This window comes from Flagellimonas oceani (genome assembly GCF_011068285.1).
GTDB lineage: Bacteria > Bacteroidota > Bacteroidia > Flavobacteriales > Flavobacteriaceae > Flagellimonas > Flagellimonas oceani.
Map to the genome: position 1 here is coordinate 2,067,769 of NZ_CP049616.1, position 13,992 is coordinate 2,081,760.

General features: G+C 40.3%; 18 protein-coding genes. 5 read left to right on the forward strand and 13 right to left on the reverse strand.

Features of this window, described 5'->3' with window-relative positions; all coding sequences use genetic code 11:
* Positions 1-11: 11 nt before the first annotated feature.
* A complete protein-coding gene (locus tag GVT53_RS09525) occupies positions 12-992 on the reverse strand; it encodes a CorA family divalent cation transporter (protein WP_166248436.1) in 981 nt (326 codons plus the stop codon).
* Positions 993-1,062: 70 nt separating this feature from the next.
* Between GVT53_RS09525 and GVT53_RS09530 the strand changes: the two genes are divergently transcribed.
* Positions 1,063-1,602: a mechanosensitive ion channel domain-containing protein gene (locus GVT53_RS09530; protein ID WP_166248437.1), complete on the forward strand. Its 540-nt coding sequence runs from the start codon at positions 1,063-1,065 to the stop codon at positions 1,600-1,602.
* Between the two features lie 92 nt (positions 1,603-1,694).
* Here GVT53_RS09530 and GVT53_RS09535 read toward each other — a convergent pair whose 3' ends face one another.
* A complete protein-coding gene (locus GVT53_RS09535; protein WP_166248438.1) occupies positions 1,695-2,975 on the reverse strand; it encodes a tetratricopeptide repeat protein in 1,281 nt (426 codons plus the stop codon).
* 165 nt (positions 2,976-3,140) lie between these two features.
* On the opposite strand from GVT53_RS09535, the gene GVT53_RS09540 reads away from it, so the two are divergent.
* A complete protein-coding gene (locus GVT53_RS09540) occupies positions 3,141-4,331 on the forward strand; it encodes an LETM1-related biofilm-associated protein (RefSeq protein ID WP_166248439.1) in 1,191 nt (396 codons plus the stop codon).
* A 90-nt stretch (positions 4,332-4,421) separates the two neighbouring features.
* On the opposite strand, the gene GVT53_RS09545 is transcribed toward GVT53_RS09540, so the two are convergent.
* The 8 genes from GVT53_RS09545 to GVT53_RS09580 all read right to left on the reverse strand — a co-directional run bounded on the left by GVT53_RS09545 (position 4,422) and on the right by GVT53_RS09580 (position 8,995).
* A complete protein-coding gene (locus tag GVT53_RS09545; protein WP_166248440.1) occupies positions 4,422-5,177 on the reverse strand; it encodes a LytR/AlgR family response regulator transcription factor in 756 nt (251 codons plus the stop codon).
* Between the two features lie 47 nt (positions 5,178-5,224).
* Positions 5,225-5,518, reverse strand: coding sequence for a 2TM domain-containing protein (locus GVT53_RS09550; protein ID WP_166248441.1), 294 nt, complete (start codon positions 5,516-5,518; stop codon positions 5,225-5,227).
* 4 nt (positions 5,519-5,522) lie between these two features.
* Positions 5,523-5,855 carry a 2TM domain-containing protein gene (locus tag GVT53_RS09555; protein WP_220123547.1) on the reverse strand — a complete coding sequence of 111 codons (333 nt, stop codon included), beginning with the start codon at positions 5,853-5,855 and terminating at the stop codon, positions 5,523-5,525.
* Between the two features lie 4 nt (positions 5,856-5,859).
* On the reverse strand, positions 5,860-6,177 hold the full coding sequence (locus GVT53_RS09560; protein WP_240905197.1) for a 2TM domain-containing protein: 318 nt from the start codon (positions 6,175-6,177) through the stop codon (positions 5,860-5,862).
* Positions 6,168-6,470: a 2TM domain-containing protein gene (locus tag GVT53_RS09565; RefSeq protein ID WP_240905199.1), complete on the reverse strand. Its 303-nt coding sequence runs from the start codon at positions 6,468-6,470 to the stop codon at positions 6,168-6,170. The genes GVT53_RS09560 and GVT53_RS09565 overlap by 10 nt, the downstream gene beginning before the upstream one ends.
* 44 nt (positions 6,471-6,514) lie before the next feature.
* Positions 6,515-6,793 carry a 2TM domain-containing protein gene (locus GVT53_RS09570; RefSeq protein ID WP_166248444.1) on the reverse strand — a complete coding sequence of 93 codons (279 nt, stop codon included), beginning with the start codon at positions 6,791-6,793 and terminating at the stop codon, positions 6,515-6,517.
* Positions 6,794-7,036: 243 nt separating this feature from the next.
* Positions 7,037-8,365, reverse strand: coding sequence for a 2TM domain-containing protein (locus GVT53_RS09575; RefSeq protein WP_166248445.1), 1,329 nt, complete (start codon positions 8,363-8,365; stop codon positions 7,037-7,039).
* Between the two features lie 6 nt (positions 8,366-8,371).
* On the reverse strand, positions 8,372-8,995 hold the full coding sequence (locus GVT53_RS09580) for a tetratricopeptide repeat protein (protein ID WP_166248446.1): 624 nt from the start codon (positions 8,993-8,995) through the stop codon (positions 8,372-8,374).
* A 155-nt stretch (positions 8,996-9,150) separates the two neighbouring features.
* On the opposite strand from GVT53_RS09580, the gene GVT53_RS09585 reads away from it, so the two are divergent.
* Complete coding sequence (locus tag GVT53_RS09585) at positions 9,151-9,762, forward strand: FMN-binding negative transcriptional regulator (protein WP_166248447.1); 612 nt, start codon at positions 9,151-9,153, stop codon at positions 9,760-9,762.
* Between the two features lie 45 nt (positions 9,763-9,807).
* On the opposite strand, the gene GVT53_RS09590 is transcribed toward GVT53_RS09585, so the two are convergent.
* The gene (locus GVT53_RS09590; protein WP_166248448.1) at positions 9,808-10,128 is read right to left on the reverse strand and encodes a DUF7677 family protein; all 321 of its coding nucleotides are present in this window, start codon (positions 10,126-10,128) and stop codon (positions 9,808-9,810) included.
* 23 nt (positions 10,129-10,151) lie between these two features.
* On the reverse strand, positions 10,152-11,945 hold the full coding sequence (locus tag GVT53_RS09595; RefSeq protein WP_166248449.1) for a PorP/SprF family type IX secretion system membrane protein: 1,794 nt from the start codon (positions 11,943-11,945) through the stop codon (positions 10,152-10,154).
* A 272-nt stretch (positions 11,946-12,217) separates the two neighbouring features.
* Between GVT53_RS09595 and GVT53_RS09600 the strand changes: the two genes are divergently transcribed.
* On the forward strand, positions 12,218-12,688 hold the full coding sequence (locus GVT53_RS09600) for a GNAT family N-acetyltransferase (RefSeq protein WP_166248450.1): 471 nt from the start codon (positions 12,218-12,220) through the stop codon (positions 12,686-12,688).
* Between the two features lie 11 nt (positions 12,689-12,699).
* Here GVT53_RS09600 and GVT53_RS09605 read toward each other — a convergent pair whose 3' ends face one another.
* Positions 12,700-13,341: a hypothetical protein gene (locus tag GVT53_RS09605; RefSeq protein WP_166248451.1), complete on the reverse strand. Its 642-nt coding sequence runs from the start codon at positions 13,339-13,341 to the stop codon at positions 12,700-12,702.
* A gap of 227 nt (positions 13,342-13,568) precedes the next feature.
* On the opposite strand from GVT53_RS09605, the gene GVT53_RS09610 reads away from it, so the two are divergent.
* On the forward strand, positions 13,569-13,991 hold the full coding sequence (locus GVT53_RS09610; protein ID WP_166248452.1) for a DoxX family protein: 423 nt from the start codon (positions 13,569-13,571) through the stop codon (positions 13,989-13,991).
* Position 13,992 lies beyond the last annotated feature (1 nt).

Genomic DNA, 13,992 nt, shown 5'->3' on the forward strand with positions numbered 1-13,992 from the left:
AAAGGAACATTCTAGAACCATTTTTTCCGTTTAAAAATTATGATGGTGATTATGGTAACCACCAACATTACGCCCAAAAGGATAAAATATCCGTAGGGAGACCTTAGCTCGGGCATGTTTTCGAAGTTCATCCCGTAAATGCCGGCCAGAAATGTTAGGGGAATAAAAACCACTGAGAAGATGGTCAAGGTCTTCATTACCTCGTTCAAACGGTGGCCCTGGACACTGAAAAACAGGTTTATTTGGCTTTCGAGTTCCATAATATCTGAGTCGACATCCGCTATCAAACCATTTATCTGCTCCCGAAGTTCGCTAAAGTATTTGGTCTGAAAGCCCTTTACCTCTACCCGTTCCAATTTTATAATGATATCCCTAAGTCCATGGGAAGCCTTTTTAAAATCTTGTATAACCGCTTTTTTCTGTTCCACCTCGAACATAAATTCCGGTGTTGGCTCCCGCTTTACAATGGCTTCCAAGGCATTTTCCATTATCACGGTCTCTTCGTATTTATCTTTATAGTTGGTAATCAAGGTCTCGAGAATAAAAAAGAGCAGGTAATCGGCACGTTTTTTCCTGATGATGCCCTTGTTCTCGAATATACGTTGACGGATCCAATCAAAGTGATCTCCCCACTTTTCTTGAATGCACCAATTAAAATCCTTGGACACCACAAAATACATTTGTTCGGATTCCATGCTATCGTGTTCCGTTTTAAGAATCCGCGCCGCTATAAACAATTGGTCCTCCAAAACTATGACCTTGTTTCCCATTTTTTGGTTCAAGAGCAGACGCAGCAAAAAGTCATCAAGGTTATTACCGTTCACCATTAGCCTAAACTCATCCATATAATCCAAACCATATGTGTTCACCCAAGTAATGGATTTATCTCCTTTTGAAAGCGACAAATCATCCTCCAAAGAGAATTTGTGGTTATAGTAATTTTCGGGAGAGTAATTTATCACCCACGAATTTTCTTCAAAATCTGTTTTCATGGCTTAAAATATGAAAGGGTTTATTCGTAGTTTAGAGTTATCAATTTAATCAAATTTACTAAGAAGCATCATGTTTGACACTATGTCCTTCAAATCCGAGATTTTGTTCACCATAATTCTTTTGGCCATCATAATAGCGTTAAATTCTGTTAGCAAAAGAGCTATTCGGCGCTTTGGCAGAACAAGTTCTATTGACATGAACAGCCGGAAAATTATTTTTTATCTGAGCAATTTGATGTTCTATCTCATAGCCTTTGTTGGTATTTCATTGATATGGGGCGTTAATTTTGAAGATTTTTCAGTTTTTATTTCCTCCATATTGGCCATTTTGGGCGTAGGTTTTGTGGCACAATGGTCCATCCTTTCCAACCTTACCGCAAGCGTTATTCTCTTTTTTAACCATCCCTTGCGTTTAGGGGACAGAATAAGGGTGATGGACAAGGATTTTGATTGGACCGGAAAAGTCGAGGACATCAGCGGATTTTATTTGTTTATGCGCACCGATGACGGAAAAAGAATCACCATTCCGACCAACCTCGTGATCCAGAAGGGCATTGAAATATTGAAAGAAGAGGAGAACATTACCGAAAACACAATTGCCGATGATTAAAAAACGCCATGGCAAAATACCATGGCGTACCTAAAAACAACAACCAAGCTGAGATCTCATCGGTTCTCAACCTTGCTTTTATTGGGGGAAATTTATAGACTGGCAACCTCTGCCTCTTTTATGGGACCCAGCTCAAAAGTTGCCCCCATTAATTTTTTCTTTAGTTCCCGGACCTTTCCCTCTTTGCCGTTGGCCTTATAAATTTCTGCTGCACGTTGCAGAATGGCAGGCTCAAAGGTGGCATTTATCACGTGACGGTCAATGACCTCCATGGCCTTTTGCTCTTCTCCCAAATGAAGCAAGCTATAGGCCAACCACGCATAAGAATCGGGTGTGGGCCGTATGCTCACCTCCTCCTGCGCCAATTTATAGGCCCGTTGTTCCACGTCCATGCTCAATAAAAAATCTACATTATGGGCATTGTACATATCCCCATAATCGGTGTTTCTTCCTACCATTTTGTAATAATCGTCCAAGGCCTGCACCCTGAGCATGTCGTCGTTTATAAATGCGGCAACTTCTGCTTTGAACAAATAATGTTCGGGAGATTTGTTCTTTTGTGTAATGGAGTCCAAAATCCGCAGGGCTTCCTTACCATTTCTTTCATAAGAGTATACGATCCAAGCAATACCCCTTTTTGCATTTACATTGTTCGAATCAATTTTGAGTGCTTTCAGATATAGGTCATAAGCCTCCTCGATACGGCCAGCTTCACCGTAATAGTTCGCCAAATTGGTATAGGATGACAATATCAGATCTTCATTCTGCGAAATTTTGGCCTTTGCGGTTGCATCTTCCATAAGTTGAATTGCCGTACCCAAATTTCCCTTATGATCGGCCCACTTGGCCAACCGTACCACATACTCATAGCTGGACTCATCCTTTATGCTATCCAAATATTTGTTCGCGAGATGATAATTGCCAAGTTCCATGTGCAGGTCAAAAAGTAAACTTTGCGTTGCCCTTACATCGGTATCCAGGTCCCTTGCATCTTCCGCCAAGGCCAAAGCCTCCTTAAACCTGTGCTGTAACATGTAGTTTCTGGCCAACGCTCTTAAGTATGCCGATTTTTCAACTGTGGCAACACTCACTGCCTTTTTAAGGGTCTCCTCCGCATTTTTCAAAAATTTGATATCGCCCGTCTCCTTAAAAACCTGAATATTCTCATTGGCCAAGTTCCACAACGTAGGTAATTGGGGACTGTCCGTTCTTGCCTCAAACTGAAGACCAACGGGTTTTACCCCCAACGGACCCGATGTCAAAAAATAATCATAATCCTGTCTGTTGGTCTTAAATACATACTGGTCTTGCCCGCACGACATCAGAAAAATCATGCTAAGAAATAAACATATATACTGTCCTGTTGCTTTCATGTTATTTGTTTTGGGGCTCGGCCTACTCTTACCTACGGAACTGATCAGGGTGCGGTTTGGTTTTTAAATGTTAAAATTCTATTCACGTAATTTTATCAAACTCACAAAGCTGTGTTAAAACAAAGTCGGAGAAATTGTTTTACTTTGAGGCGTTAATACGTACCCATGAACCCTTCCGCTTCTGGCTGGATCAACAAGTTTGGTCATCTAGTAGATCAAGAATCTTCCGCTTTTGAAGACTTTGACAGTTTGTACAGAGAACTCAAAACGAATGGTTTTATATATGGGGTCCATTTGAGCATCCCATCTTTTATAGAAGTGGAACACACTTTGAGCGAGGACGAGATTGCCAAGATCAACCTGCTCACCGCATTGTATTACACCTACACATTTGAGGCTGGAAAGACCGATTTCGAGGCCTTTGTCAATAAAGTATTCGAGTACTACCAATCTTTAAATGTGAGCAAAATCTCGTTTTTGAGCAAGATATTGAGCGGCTCAAAAACCATTTCACAGCTGGAAAAGTTAATCGACTCCAGAATCTATTTGAGCGATAACACGTTTAGCAGGGCCTTGGGAAATAGTTTGACGAATTCACTGCTTTATGTGGACATACTCATCTTCAAAATATATTTGAGAGGTGACAAAAATATGATGCAGCACGCACAGCTCTTGGAGTATGTCACCATCAATATTGTGTACCATGCCCTCAACTCCAAGGAGACCCATGAATCGGATGCCAAATTGATTCAATTATTGGGTTCCTCGCTCACCTATGTAGATCTTGACAATGCAAAATTTGAGGGTGAATATTCCGATTTATTGAACCAAAACTTTACCAAAAACGAGAAGGATTATTTTCTGGATATGGCCTGCTTAACGATATGGGAGGACAAGCTATTGGACTACTCCGAAACGGACTATATTTTTGGTCTCGGAAAGGACCTCGGAAAGACCAAAAAAGAGGTGGAATTTGAGCTCGATTTTGTGATGAACTTCTTTGAGTTGAACAAGGAGAAAGTTGCCTACTTGAACAACAAAAATTTGGCCGTTCAATTCTATGATGGAATGTCCAAAAATGTGAGCAAATTAATTCTCAGAAATAGCAAAAGATTAAAAAAAGAGCTTTCACAAAGTAGAGAATTGGTTACGCTTTTATCCAAGTCGACCGTGAAAGATTTGAACGATGAAGAGAAGAAAAAAGTCCAAAACCAACTTCTTGATATTTTTAAAAGCATTCCTTCCTTGGCCATTTTTATGCTGCCTGGAGGAGCGATTCTTCTCCCCATTTTTATTAAATTGATACCCAAACTTCTTCCATCCGCTTTTGACGACAACCGAGTGGAGGAAAAATAGGGTTTTCATTCAAAAAAACTACTATAAAGAAAATTTATGATAGGTTTTTAATTTTTATTATTATTTTGATAATCAGATTTTTAAAAAACCTTACTCCAACCATAACTTAAAGTCCCTTACACGTTCCCTGCTCACGATCACCTCATGCTCATCAAAGCGTTTTAACTTGATCTGAAGCCTTGAATTTGTGTATGAAATGATGTCCCCTATGTGATTGATGTTCACATAGAACTTTCGACTTACCCTAAAAAATGTCTGTGGCTCCAACTCTTCCTCCAACTGTTCCAAGGTAGTGTCCAACAAATAATTTCTTCCGTCCGAAGTAGCGGCATAGGTACCTTTGTTCTCACTGTAAAAACATTCCACCTCGTCGGCGTTTATAATTTTTAAGTGTTGCCCTACCCTGGCTGTAAACCGCTTCTTGAATTCGCGTTCCAGAGGGTTCACCAAAAGCTTTTTTATGTCGTTAAAATCGATGGGGATCTTTTGGTTTTCAGGTTTAAAATTCCGGTACTTTTTTACCGCACTTTCCAGCTCCTCTTCGTCTATTGGTTTCAACAAATAATCAATGCTGTTTAACTTGAATGCTTGGAGGGCATATTCGTCATAAGCAGTGGTAAAAATAATGGCACTTTTCACCTCGACCTCATCAAAAATTTCAAAGGAAAGTCCATCGGATAATTGGATGTCCAAAAAGATCAGATCGGGGTGCGGATTTTCCCGAAACCATGCAATGGATTCTTCTACGGAATGCAACATGGTGGAAACCTCCATTTCCAGTTCGGAGAGCAATCTGGACAATCTTCTTGCCGCTGGTTTTTCGTCTTCAATGATCAGGACATTCATATAAGTTCGGTTTTTGGTTTGGTGACGGTTCTATTTCTTTTTACTTATCAATTATTGGTCGTTGACCTTCTCTTGTCATCCAAAAAGAATCCAAATGTATAACATCCCTGGACAACGATTACAGCGCCCCAAATTATGGGAATCGCTAAAATATTCCAATCTACCCATTTTAAAAATTCCTTATCCGGATTGGCACTGTTTTCCTTGACCCATTCCACTAAACCTCCCTTTGAGGCCAAAAGAACCGCGCTCAAAAAAAAGAACAATGCCAAATGGTGATAAAACCTTTTTATGGCGTTTACTTTTTGTTTGGCCCTTTCCAAAGGGGTGCTTCTGTCCATGGCATTATTTGTATTTATCTACCTTGCCCCTATCCTCGTCCATATATTTTTGTATCTGCCGTTCTTCCCATTTTTTAAAGAAGGTAAATTTATGTCGTTGCAGAATTAAGGTGTGAACGACCAAAATGACTGCCCATATCAAAATATTGGCGTTGATCCAATCATAATAATAGGACTCCCTTGGAAAAGTGTCCGGCAAAAATGAGTTCAATGCGCCTACCTTAAGAAGGTACAGGAAGCCGTTGATAACAATAAAGACGATTATATGCCTGTAGTACCCTTTGAGCTCTTTGACCCGCTTTTCGGCGTTCTGCTTGGCTTTGTGTTTGTCGTACATCACCTTACTTGTACTTGTTCATTTCTTCTTTGTCCTCGTCCATATACTTTTGTATTTGACGTTCCTCCCAATCCTTGCTCAAAAAAGGATTGAACCCAAAGGTTTTTGATGCGTGGAACAACAACCCCACGCCCCAAGCAATTAAGGTGATGAAATGCTCCCAACTCCAAAAATTATCGTTTCTTAAGTATATGTTCACCAAAATAAAGGCGTTTATCACTATATAAATGGCCAAATGGATATAAAACCCCTTGAGTTCATCGACTCTTTTTTTAGCCCTATTGTACTTTTCTTTATTGACGTTTTCCATGACTATTTCCATTTATTGTTTTGTTCATCCTCGCGCATAAACTCTTCCAGTTTGCGCTTTTCCCATTGTTTTCCAAAAAAGGGATTAAGGTCGAAGGTTTTAATGGCATGGAAAACAATACCGATTCCCCAACCAAAAGCGGCCCACAGGAACCACATATAACCAAATCCCGTAGTATAATAATTTAGAAGCGCCAAACCGCCAATTACAAACACATACGAAGTTAGGTTCCCGTAAAATCTTTTAAGCTCCTGTACACGCTCGCGTGCCCTTATATATTTATTTTCCTTATCTGTAGTTTCCATTGTATTGTTGTTTGATGTGATGTTGTAGCTAAAAATACTCATTCTTAAAATTCTTTATCGTTCATAAACTCCTGAATCTTACGCTCTTCCCAATCCTTTCCAAAAATCGGGTTGTGTCCGTAGGCCGTCATCCAAAGACTTACCAAACCAAGTCCCCAGCCCACGGCGGGGAAAATGGCCCAAGGAATATCGGTGGTCCTATAATTGATGTAGACCAAAACCGGAATTACCACACAATACGCGATCAGGCTATGGTAAAAAGACTTAAGATTTTCCAATCTTTCCTTTGCTCTGGTATAGCGATGTTCATTTAAATTTTTCATGATTGTTCAGTTTTACTAATTGATTACAGGACAAATATCCTGATGCCGAAGCGCAAAAAGAAAAGTGAATTCCCGAACTGTAATTTTAATGGGATGAGTTGTAGTTGGAGGGGTCAAGGGTTGAGGGTTGAGGGTTGAGGGTTGAGGGTTGAGGGTTGAGGGAAGTTTGTGAAATTTTAGTGATCGCAACCCTTATGCAGAGTTCATTTTATCTAGACAATCAAAAAACTGAAATCTGAATTCCTAGAAATCGTCCTTTTCCATCAGTTCCTTGATCTTGCGCTCCTCCCAACGTTTCCCCCAAAGCGGATTATAGCCAAATGCCGCCATACCATGGGCGGTTAGTCCAAATCCCCAACCCAGTGTAGGGAAAAAGGCCCACAAAAAGTCCGTAGTATGGAGATTGAGCCACCATAAAAATGGGATTACAATACAATAGGCCATAAGATTGCCGTAGAAGTCCTTAATGTTCTTGACCCGTTCCTTGGCATTTGCGTAGCGTTTTTCCTCGATATAGCTCTCCTGTGTCTCTAGAACCGTATATTTTTGAGTAAGCATGGGAATGAACACCCTAAAATCACTTTCTGTTTTTTCAATGATCATTTCGCGGTCTGTAAGAATATTGTAGCGCTGTTTTATGTTCTGCAGCCCTACCCCGCTGCTCTTTTTTACCACTTGTTTTTCTTGGAGATTGTTGCTCACCACCAACATCCCGTTTTGCTCAAACACCTTAATATGCAGTGGCCGTGAAGATGTGACCACATTGTGCTTTACCGCATTCTCCAGCAAAAGCTGCAACGAGAGCGGCACTATTTTGGCTTCAGGCTGAGAACAATTGTCCGGAATATCGAAAACAATGCTGTCCTCAAAACGCATTTTAAGGAGTCGCACATAGGTCCGGGCAAAATTTAATTCTTCATCCACAGTGACCAGGTCCTTGTTTTTCTGCTCCAATACGTATCGATATACCTTTGATAAAGATGTGGTAAAGTTCTGCGCTTGGTGCGGATCCTCATCAATCAAACTGGTCAATACATTAAGGCTGTTGAACAAAAAATGGGGGTCCAACTGGTTTTTTAAAGCATCAAACCGGGCCGATGCCGAACCAGCAATGATTTTCTGCTCCTTGACCTGTTTTTCCTTGTAGTTTTTGTAATAATAGGCCGCATAGAACATCAATGCCACGACCATGGAAATAATAAAAGAACTCACATAGAATTCGGAACGCTCCTCGGCTAAAAATTGTCCCATGGATTTTTGATTCACCAAAACCATAAGGACAAACCTGGAGACCATTATTCCTAAAATGGAGGCAACAATGTTCCCCAAAATACCGTAACCGATATATTTTTTGGTAAAGAGTTCCTTATCGTACTTGCGCATCAATAGGATAAAAGATGCGGCGTTGAACATATAGATGATAATGGAAAAGATCATGCTCTCCCAAAATTCCTCCCATAATTGCTGGTACGTAAGATCCCAACCCTTGATAAAGAAAATAATGAGGAAAACTATAAAAATAGCGACCCCTATTAATAATGCCTTTAAGAGTTCTTTTATAAAGAGTTTCATTGGCTTCTATTTACCACAGCTTTTCAACACTTCTTCCGCCCTTTCTTTTCCCCAGGTCGGGTAAAACGGAGTTTCGGATTTAAAGGTAGCAAAAAGTTCCAAGGCCCTTTCCACATCTTTGCAATAGGGAGTAATGTCCTTTCCAAAATACCGTGCCGACCCCATGTCCCATTCCGCTTTGGAAAGTACTACCCTTGGATTGTCGGGCGCTATTTCCAATGCTTTTTGATACAATTGTACGTTCTTAGGGGAAAGTGTCATTCCATACGTGGCACCATCAAAAGCGATCCATGCCGTATTGATCAGGGCTTCCTGAATCAGAATTTCTGGATTGTCCGGAGAAATGGCCTTGGCAACATCCAAAAACTCTTTGGCTTTTTCCAATTGTTTGCTCAATTTTTCTTCATCCTTCTCCCCAAAAGAAATTACCGTATTGATCTGTGATACGTAGTAGTAAGGCAACCATTTATCCGGTTCGGCCGTTGCGATACGTTCGAACAAATTTGATGCTTCCGTAGTTTTTTGGTTTTGCCATAGCTCAAAAGCCTTTTCCATTCCGCTGGAATAGCGGTCCTGGGCGTTTACAAATGTTGAACCGATAAGTAAAATTGCCAAAATAAGTTTTTTCATGACTATTGTTTTATGATTATTGATGCCACAAAGATGATTGCAAGACTGCATTTTTTAAAAGAAGATTTACCCAACTGTGAACATTCGGGGATGAACCGTAGTCCATCGCAACTTAATTTATATTTTAGCGTTCGGTTTAAAATTCAAGCGCGTCTATGTACACCCCTACCCACTATAGCAATAACGATATTGAAGAAATCAAAGGTTTTTTAAGGCAAAACAGTTTTGGTATTTTGATCAATATTGTGGACAATAGACCGTGGGGGACGCACATTCCCTTGGAACTGGAATCCGATGAGCAAGGAAACGATATTTTGGTGGGACACATAGCTAAAGCCAATCCACAATGGAAACATTTTAAGGATGAGTCCGAAGTACTGTGCATTTTCAACGGACCGCATGCCTATGTCTCATCTTCGTGGTACAAAGAGGAAGAAGTACCCACTTGGAACTACATTGCAGTCCACGTTTACGGAAAGTTGAGCATTCTAACGGAGGAGGAGACCATGGCATCGATGCACCGATTGGTGGATAAATATGAGAAAGGTTCCAAAAACCCGATTTCACTTGAAAATATGTCCTCAAAAACATTGCGGCAAGTAAAGGGCGTTGTAGGGTTTCAAGTTAAGGTTTCGGATATACAGGCAACCTATAAATTATCGCAGACCCGTTCCGATGATCATCAAAAGATAATATCCGAGCTAAAAGAACGCCCCGACTCAGGGAGCCAGGGCATTGCAGATTTTATGAAAGACAAGGAGTCTTGATTTTTATATTTTACCTGGAATTTTCTCCTGTTTTTTAATTTACTTTTAAATCAAATCTTTTATAGGCGGTGGAGAATGCAGTTCTACTTCCCATTGCTCATATGGTGGTTCCACTTCAAAATCGGGGTTGCAGTAAGCACGAATATAATCAACGGCTCTTTTTTCAGCATATTTTGCATTTACAACATTTCCATTTTCATCCAATTCAATCACGTTGGCATATATTGCGAAAGCTTGTTCAATAGCACTTGGTTCTTCACCAAATAAATTCAAATAGTCAACTCCATGTAATTGATAGTGAGTTCCACTGGCAATGAAATATGCAAATGTTCTTAATGCTCCACTAAATGAGTTACTCAATTTCATAGATAAAATCAAATTATTTTAAATTATTCTATATCCTGAAAAATAGCATCGGCCCAGTTGGCATATCTTGAGTTTTCGACGTGCATGATCCAAATTTCGTCTTGGTACTTGCCCTTCATTTTTGATCGATAGGCCTGATAGGCCAATTCATTTTCCTCGTACTTTGCCAAATAGACATAGTTGAGACCGTTATCCGGATTCTTGAAATATTGTGCCTGTAATCCTTTGCTCTTTAATTCTTCCATGAAGTTTTTTAAGTAGGTCTCGTTTTTAAATACGTTCGCCACAATATAATGCCCTTGTCCTACACCTTCCAGATTGATATATTTTTCAATGGGCTTGAAGGCTCCTCCCTGAAAAGTCCCCTCACTTTTTTTCTCTATATTTTTAGATACCGATTGCGAATTTGCGGCCAAGGCGGTTGCCGTGGAAGCATCAATGGCATTGTACAGGGAATCCAAGTCCTTACTATCGGCCATATACAGCTTTTGAGCCTTCTCCCTCATATCGGGAATTTCGTCCCCATTGTGGCGTTTTACCAAGCGCATTACCATCTCAAAACGCTTTTCCATATCTTGCTCCCTGCTCTGTTTCATGGAATCCACCTTATAGAGCAGATCGTCTATTACGGCATAGCTGTCTTCTTGCTTTTCCTGTAACTCGGCCACACGTTCCTCCCAGTAGGCTCTTTCTTCCTTATTGGTGGGGCGCAATGTGGTCTCTACATCCAATTTGCTGCTCTGTTCCGTCTTTTTGGTTTCTTCTCCGGCAGCCGCCACAGCTGAATTTTCAATTTTCTTTTGCTGTACATCTTCTTCATCATTGGAAACAAATGTGTTTTTGGAAAGATTGGGCACAAAAGAGTAAGCAATGGAAATTTCGTGGGTAACTCCCAAATTGGCAATACTGTTCACCATGCTTTTCTCAAAATTATAGCCGAAGGACAACCGTTGGTTCAAATTGAAGCCTGTTCCTGCGGATGCGCCGTAAAATTGATCGTAACCGGCCTGTATCCAACCTAGTTTTGGAAGGTCAAAAATTACACCTCCCCCGAAAACAGGGTCTTCACTGCCTTCAAAACGAGCTCTTGCCAATGGCATTAATCGCGCATCCTCAAAAATGCCCTTACCATGTTCCAACTGGTGAACATACTGTACATGCCCAGAGAATGTTTTTTGTTTGAACTGGGTCAGCGATTCACTGGATTTTAAATTAAAGTCCACCAAATTTTGGGCAAAAACACCAAAATCAAACTTGCCCAAACTAAGGTTCAGCCCGGGTTGAAAAGAGATAATGGAACTTTCGCCAGCATCGTTCAAAAAAGGGTCTTCATCCAAGGCAACCACCCTACTCGGGTCATAACTGCTCACATAATAGGGAATGTTCACGCCAAAAGTCAGGCTGCTCTCTTCCCCCAGCTGTATGCCATGGGAGTAATTGGCCATTATGCCCAAATTGGAGATAATGCCAACTCGCTGGTTGTAAAGGCTTAGCCCCAAGCCAATTCTATCGTTCAGACGGCCGCTGTAACTCAAAAAGTAGTTCTGACGGTTGTTGGCGAAATCTGCACTTTGACTTCGATGGAAAAAATTGATGTACGATTTGTCCTCCCGAATGGATGAAAAAGTGGGATTGATCAAAAATCGGTTGAATTTCAACAAATTTTGAAACGGTACATCGTAACTTACATTGGGACCATTTTGCTCTTGGGCCTGCAATGGAAGACCGAGAAAAATAATGACCAGAAACGCAAATAGATAACGCTCACATGGGCACGGGAATGTAGTTTGGGGAAACGTGGGTAGTTTTATCTCCATAGCCGATTGGGATTTGTAGGTTAAGTTGCCTGATTGGGACAGGCCGATATGTTTTTAAGTTTGTCATTCGCAAGATTTGGGACCTCGTAAGAATTTTATGACTAATCTAAAGTAAAACTACATATTTTATCGTTCAACTGATAATTTTTTCGTTGAACAGCATAGTGAATTGATAGATAAGCAGTTTCAGTCGATAAAAAGTGCTTTTGAGTTTACGAATGTTGTTGAAATTCAAATTATTTTTAACGGCAAAAACGAAAAAAAACCTCAAAATGGATGCCTCTTTTACCATTGTCCCCTATTCCGAAGCTTATAAAGATGCTTTTAGGCTGCTGAACGAGGAGTGGATCATCAAATATTTCCAAATTGAGGAAATGGACCGTCTTGCACTCCATGATCCACAAGGATATATTTTGGACAAAGGCGGATATATCGCAGTTGCCTTGTTGAATGGAATACCGGTCGGGGTCTGCGCCCTGATTCCTTGCCCGTATGAGGGATATGATTTTGAACTATCCAAAATGGGCGTCTCTCCTACTGCACAGGGCAAAGGGATCGGGAAACTGTTGGGCCTCCATATTATTGAAAAGGCAAAACAACTGGGCGCCAAGAAAATATTTCTGGAAAGCAATAGAAAATTGGCTCCAGCACTGGCACTCTATAAAAAACTCGGCTTTATAGAAATGGCCAAAGTAGCTTCGCCATATGCCCGAAGCGATATTCAGATGGAGCTTAGTTTTTAAGCTAACAAGGCTTACTTGATTACATAAAGAATCCCTTCACGCTCATTATATGTTAAACGTGTACCATTGTCAAAAAAATCAACAATATCATTTAAATCGATCAATACTGTTTCTTCATAGTTACCAATGGTTGTGCCTTGGTAAGGACTGGACACCACCCAAACATTTTTGACAACACAATTTTTTTCTGCTACTGGCCTAGGAAATCTTGTCCACACAATCTCGAGTGATCTATCCTGTGCATTATTAAATATTCTTACCACCTCTTGATTTATCTGTTGGCCAATTTTGTCGGTATTGACGTTTTGTATGGAATGATTATAAATGTCGTTGTTCCCAAAGGCTAGGTAGCCATCGTGGGTCTTCTCCTTTTTTTCATATATAACATAATTGTCGGCTATCAAATTCAAAATTTTTTCAAAATTTCTTGGTTCCACAAAAAAGGTACCATCTTCTTCGATGATTTGCACGAAGCTGGTAACGCTGGGAGTAACATCCTCGGACAATTGATTTTCCAATATGGACTGGTTTGCAAAAAATGGTACCAGATAGATTTTTTGGTCTATTTTAAGAGCTAAGTTGACAAATTTTCTCTCATCCGAACAGCTTAAAAAAACGGCCAGCACAACAAGGCAACTAAGAATATTTTTCATTTTCGTTGGAACATTAGCATTACACTTTAGGTATCTGAATTAAAAATATGAAAACTGACAAAAGTATGAACTGCTGAATTGATGGATGGGCCGTTTCAATTGACCAATTGATGATTTAAATTGATTTTGATTAAAATTCAAATGTTATCATCAAAATTTATGTGAAAAAATTAAATATATCGCTAAAAATGAGTACCTTATGTAATCAATCCACAAACCTCAACACCATGGGTCTCATAAAAAAGCTCAACAAATGGGCCAACGCCCACACCTATCTTATATTGGATTTGATTCGGGTTTTGCTGGGTATTGTTTTTTTTGTCAAGGGTATCGAGTTTATGACCCATCATGAAGAAATGGAACGGTTGGCAGCACCTTTCCAAAATATTCCCGGTGGAATGATCCTTCTGCATTATTTGATCCCCGCCCATTTTGTAGGGGGAATTCTTATAGTGGTCGGGCTGCTCACAAGATGGGCCGCCATAGCTCAACTCCCCCTTTTGTTTGGCGCCGTACTCACCAATTTTTTGGGACAAATGGATACCAACAACCTTATGTTGGCCATCATTGTTCTGATTACGTCCCTGTTTTTTATTATCTACGGTTCGGGAAAGCATTCCGTAGATTATTACCTTAAAATGCAGCAATAGC

Bases quoted from the DNA above. Each gene is read 5' to 3' on its own strand.
- GVT53_RS09580 (WP_166248446.1), bottom strand. From the start codon at position 8,995: ATGAAAAAACTTATTTTGGCAATTTTACTTATCGGTTCAACATTTGTA.
- GVT53_RS09540 (WP_166248439.1), top strand. From the start codon at position 3,141: ATGAACCCTTCCGCTTCTGGCTGGATCAACAAGTTTGGTCATCTAGTA.
- GVT53_RS09600 (WP_166248450.1), top strand. From the start codon at position 12,218: ATGGATGCCTCTTTTACCATTGTCCCCTATTCCGAAGCTTATAAAGAT.
- GVT53_RS09550 (WP_166248441.1), bottom strand. From the start codon at position 5,518: ATGGACAGAAGCACCCCTTTGGAAAGGGCCAAACAAAAAGTAAACGCC.
- GVT53_RS09575 (WP_166248445.1), bottom strand. From the start codon at position 8,365: ATGAAACTCTTTATAAAAGAACTCTTAAAGGCATTATTAATAGGGGTC.
- GVT53_RS09590 (WP_166248448.1), bottom strand. From the start codon at position 10,128: ATGAAATTGAGTAACTCATTTAGTGGAGCATTAAGAACATTTGCATAT.
- GVT53_RS09530 (WP_166248437.1), top strand. From the start codon at position 1,063: ATGTTTGACACTATGTCCTTCAAATCCGAGATTTTGTTCACCATAATT.
- GVT53_RS09585 (WP_166248447.1), top strand. From the start codon at position 9,151: ATGTACACCCCTACCCACTATAGCAATAACGATATTGAAGAAATCAAA.
- GVT53_RS09595 (WP_166248449.1), bottom strand. From the start codon at position 11,945: ATGGAGATAAAACTACCCACGTTTCCCCAAACTACATTCCCGTGCCCA.
- GVT53_RS09565 (WP_240905199.1), bottom strand. From the start codon at position 6,470: ATGGAAACTACAGATAAGGAAAATAAATATATAAGGGCACGCGAGCGT.
- GVT53_RS09610 (WP_166248452.1), top strand. From the start codon at position 13,569: ATGGGTCTCATAAAAAAGCTCAACAAATGGGCCAACGCCCACACCTAT.
- GVT53_RS09555 (WP_220123547.1), bottom strand. From the start codon at position 5,855: ATGTACGACAAACACAAAGCCAAGCAGAACGCCGAAAAGCGGGTCAAA.
- GVT53_RS09525 (WP_166248436.1), bottom strand. From the start codon at position 992: ATGAAAACAGATTTTGAAGAAAATTCGTGGGTGATAAATTACTCTCCC.
- GVT53_RS09605 (WP_166248451.1), bottom strand. From the start codon at position 13,341: ATGAAAAATATTCTTAGTTGCCTTGTTGTGCTGGCCGTTTTTTTAAGC.
- GVT53_RS09535 (WP_166248438.1), bottom strand. From the start codon at position 2,975: ATGAAAGCAACAGGACAGTATATATGTTTATTTCTTAGCATGATTTTT.
- GVT53_RS09545 (WP_166248440.1), bottom strand. From the start codon at position 5,177: ATGAATGTCCTGATCATTGAAGACGAAAAACCAGCGGCAAGAAGATTG.
- GVT53_RS09560 (WP_240905197.1), bottom strand. From the start codon at position 6,177: ATGGAAATAGTCATGGAAAACGTCAATAAAGAAAAGTACAATAGGGCT.
- GVT53_RS09570 (WP_166248444.1), bottom strand. From the start codon at position 6,793: ATGAAAAATTTAAATGAACATCGCTATACCAGAGCAAAGGAAAGATTG.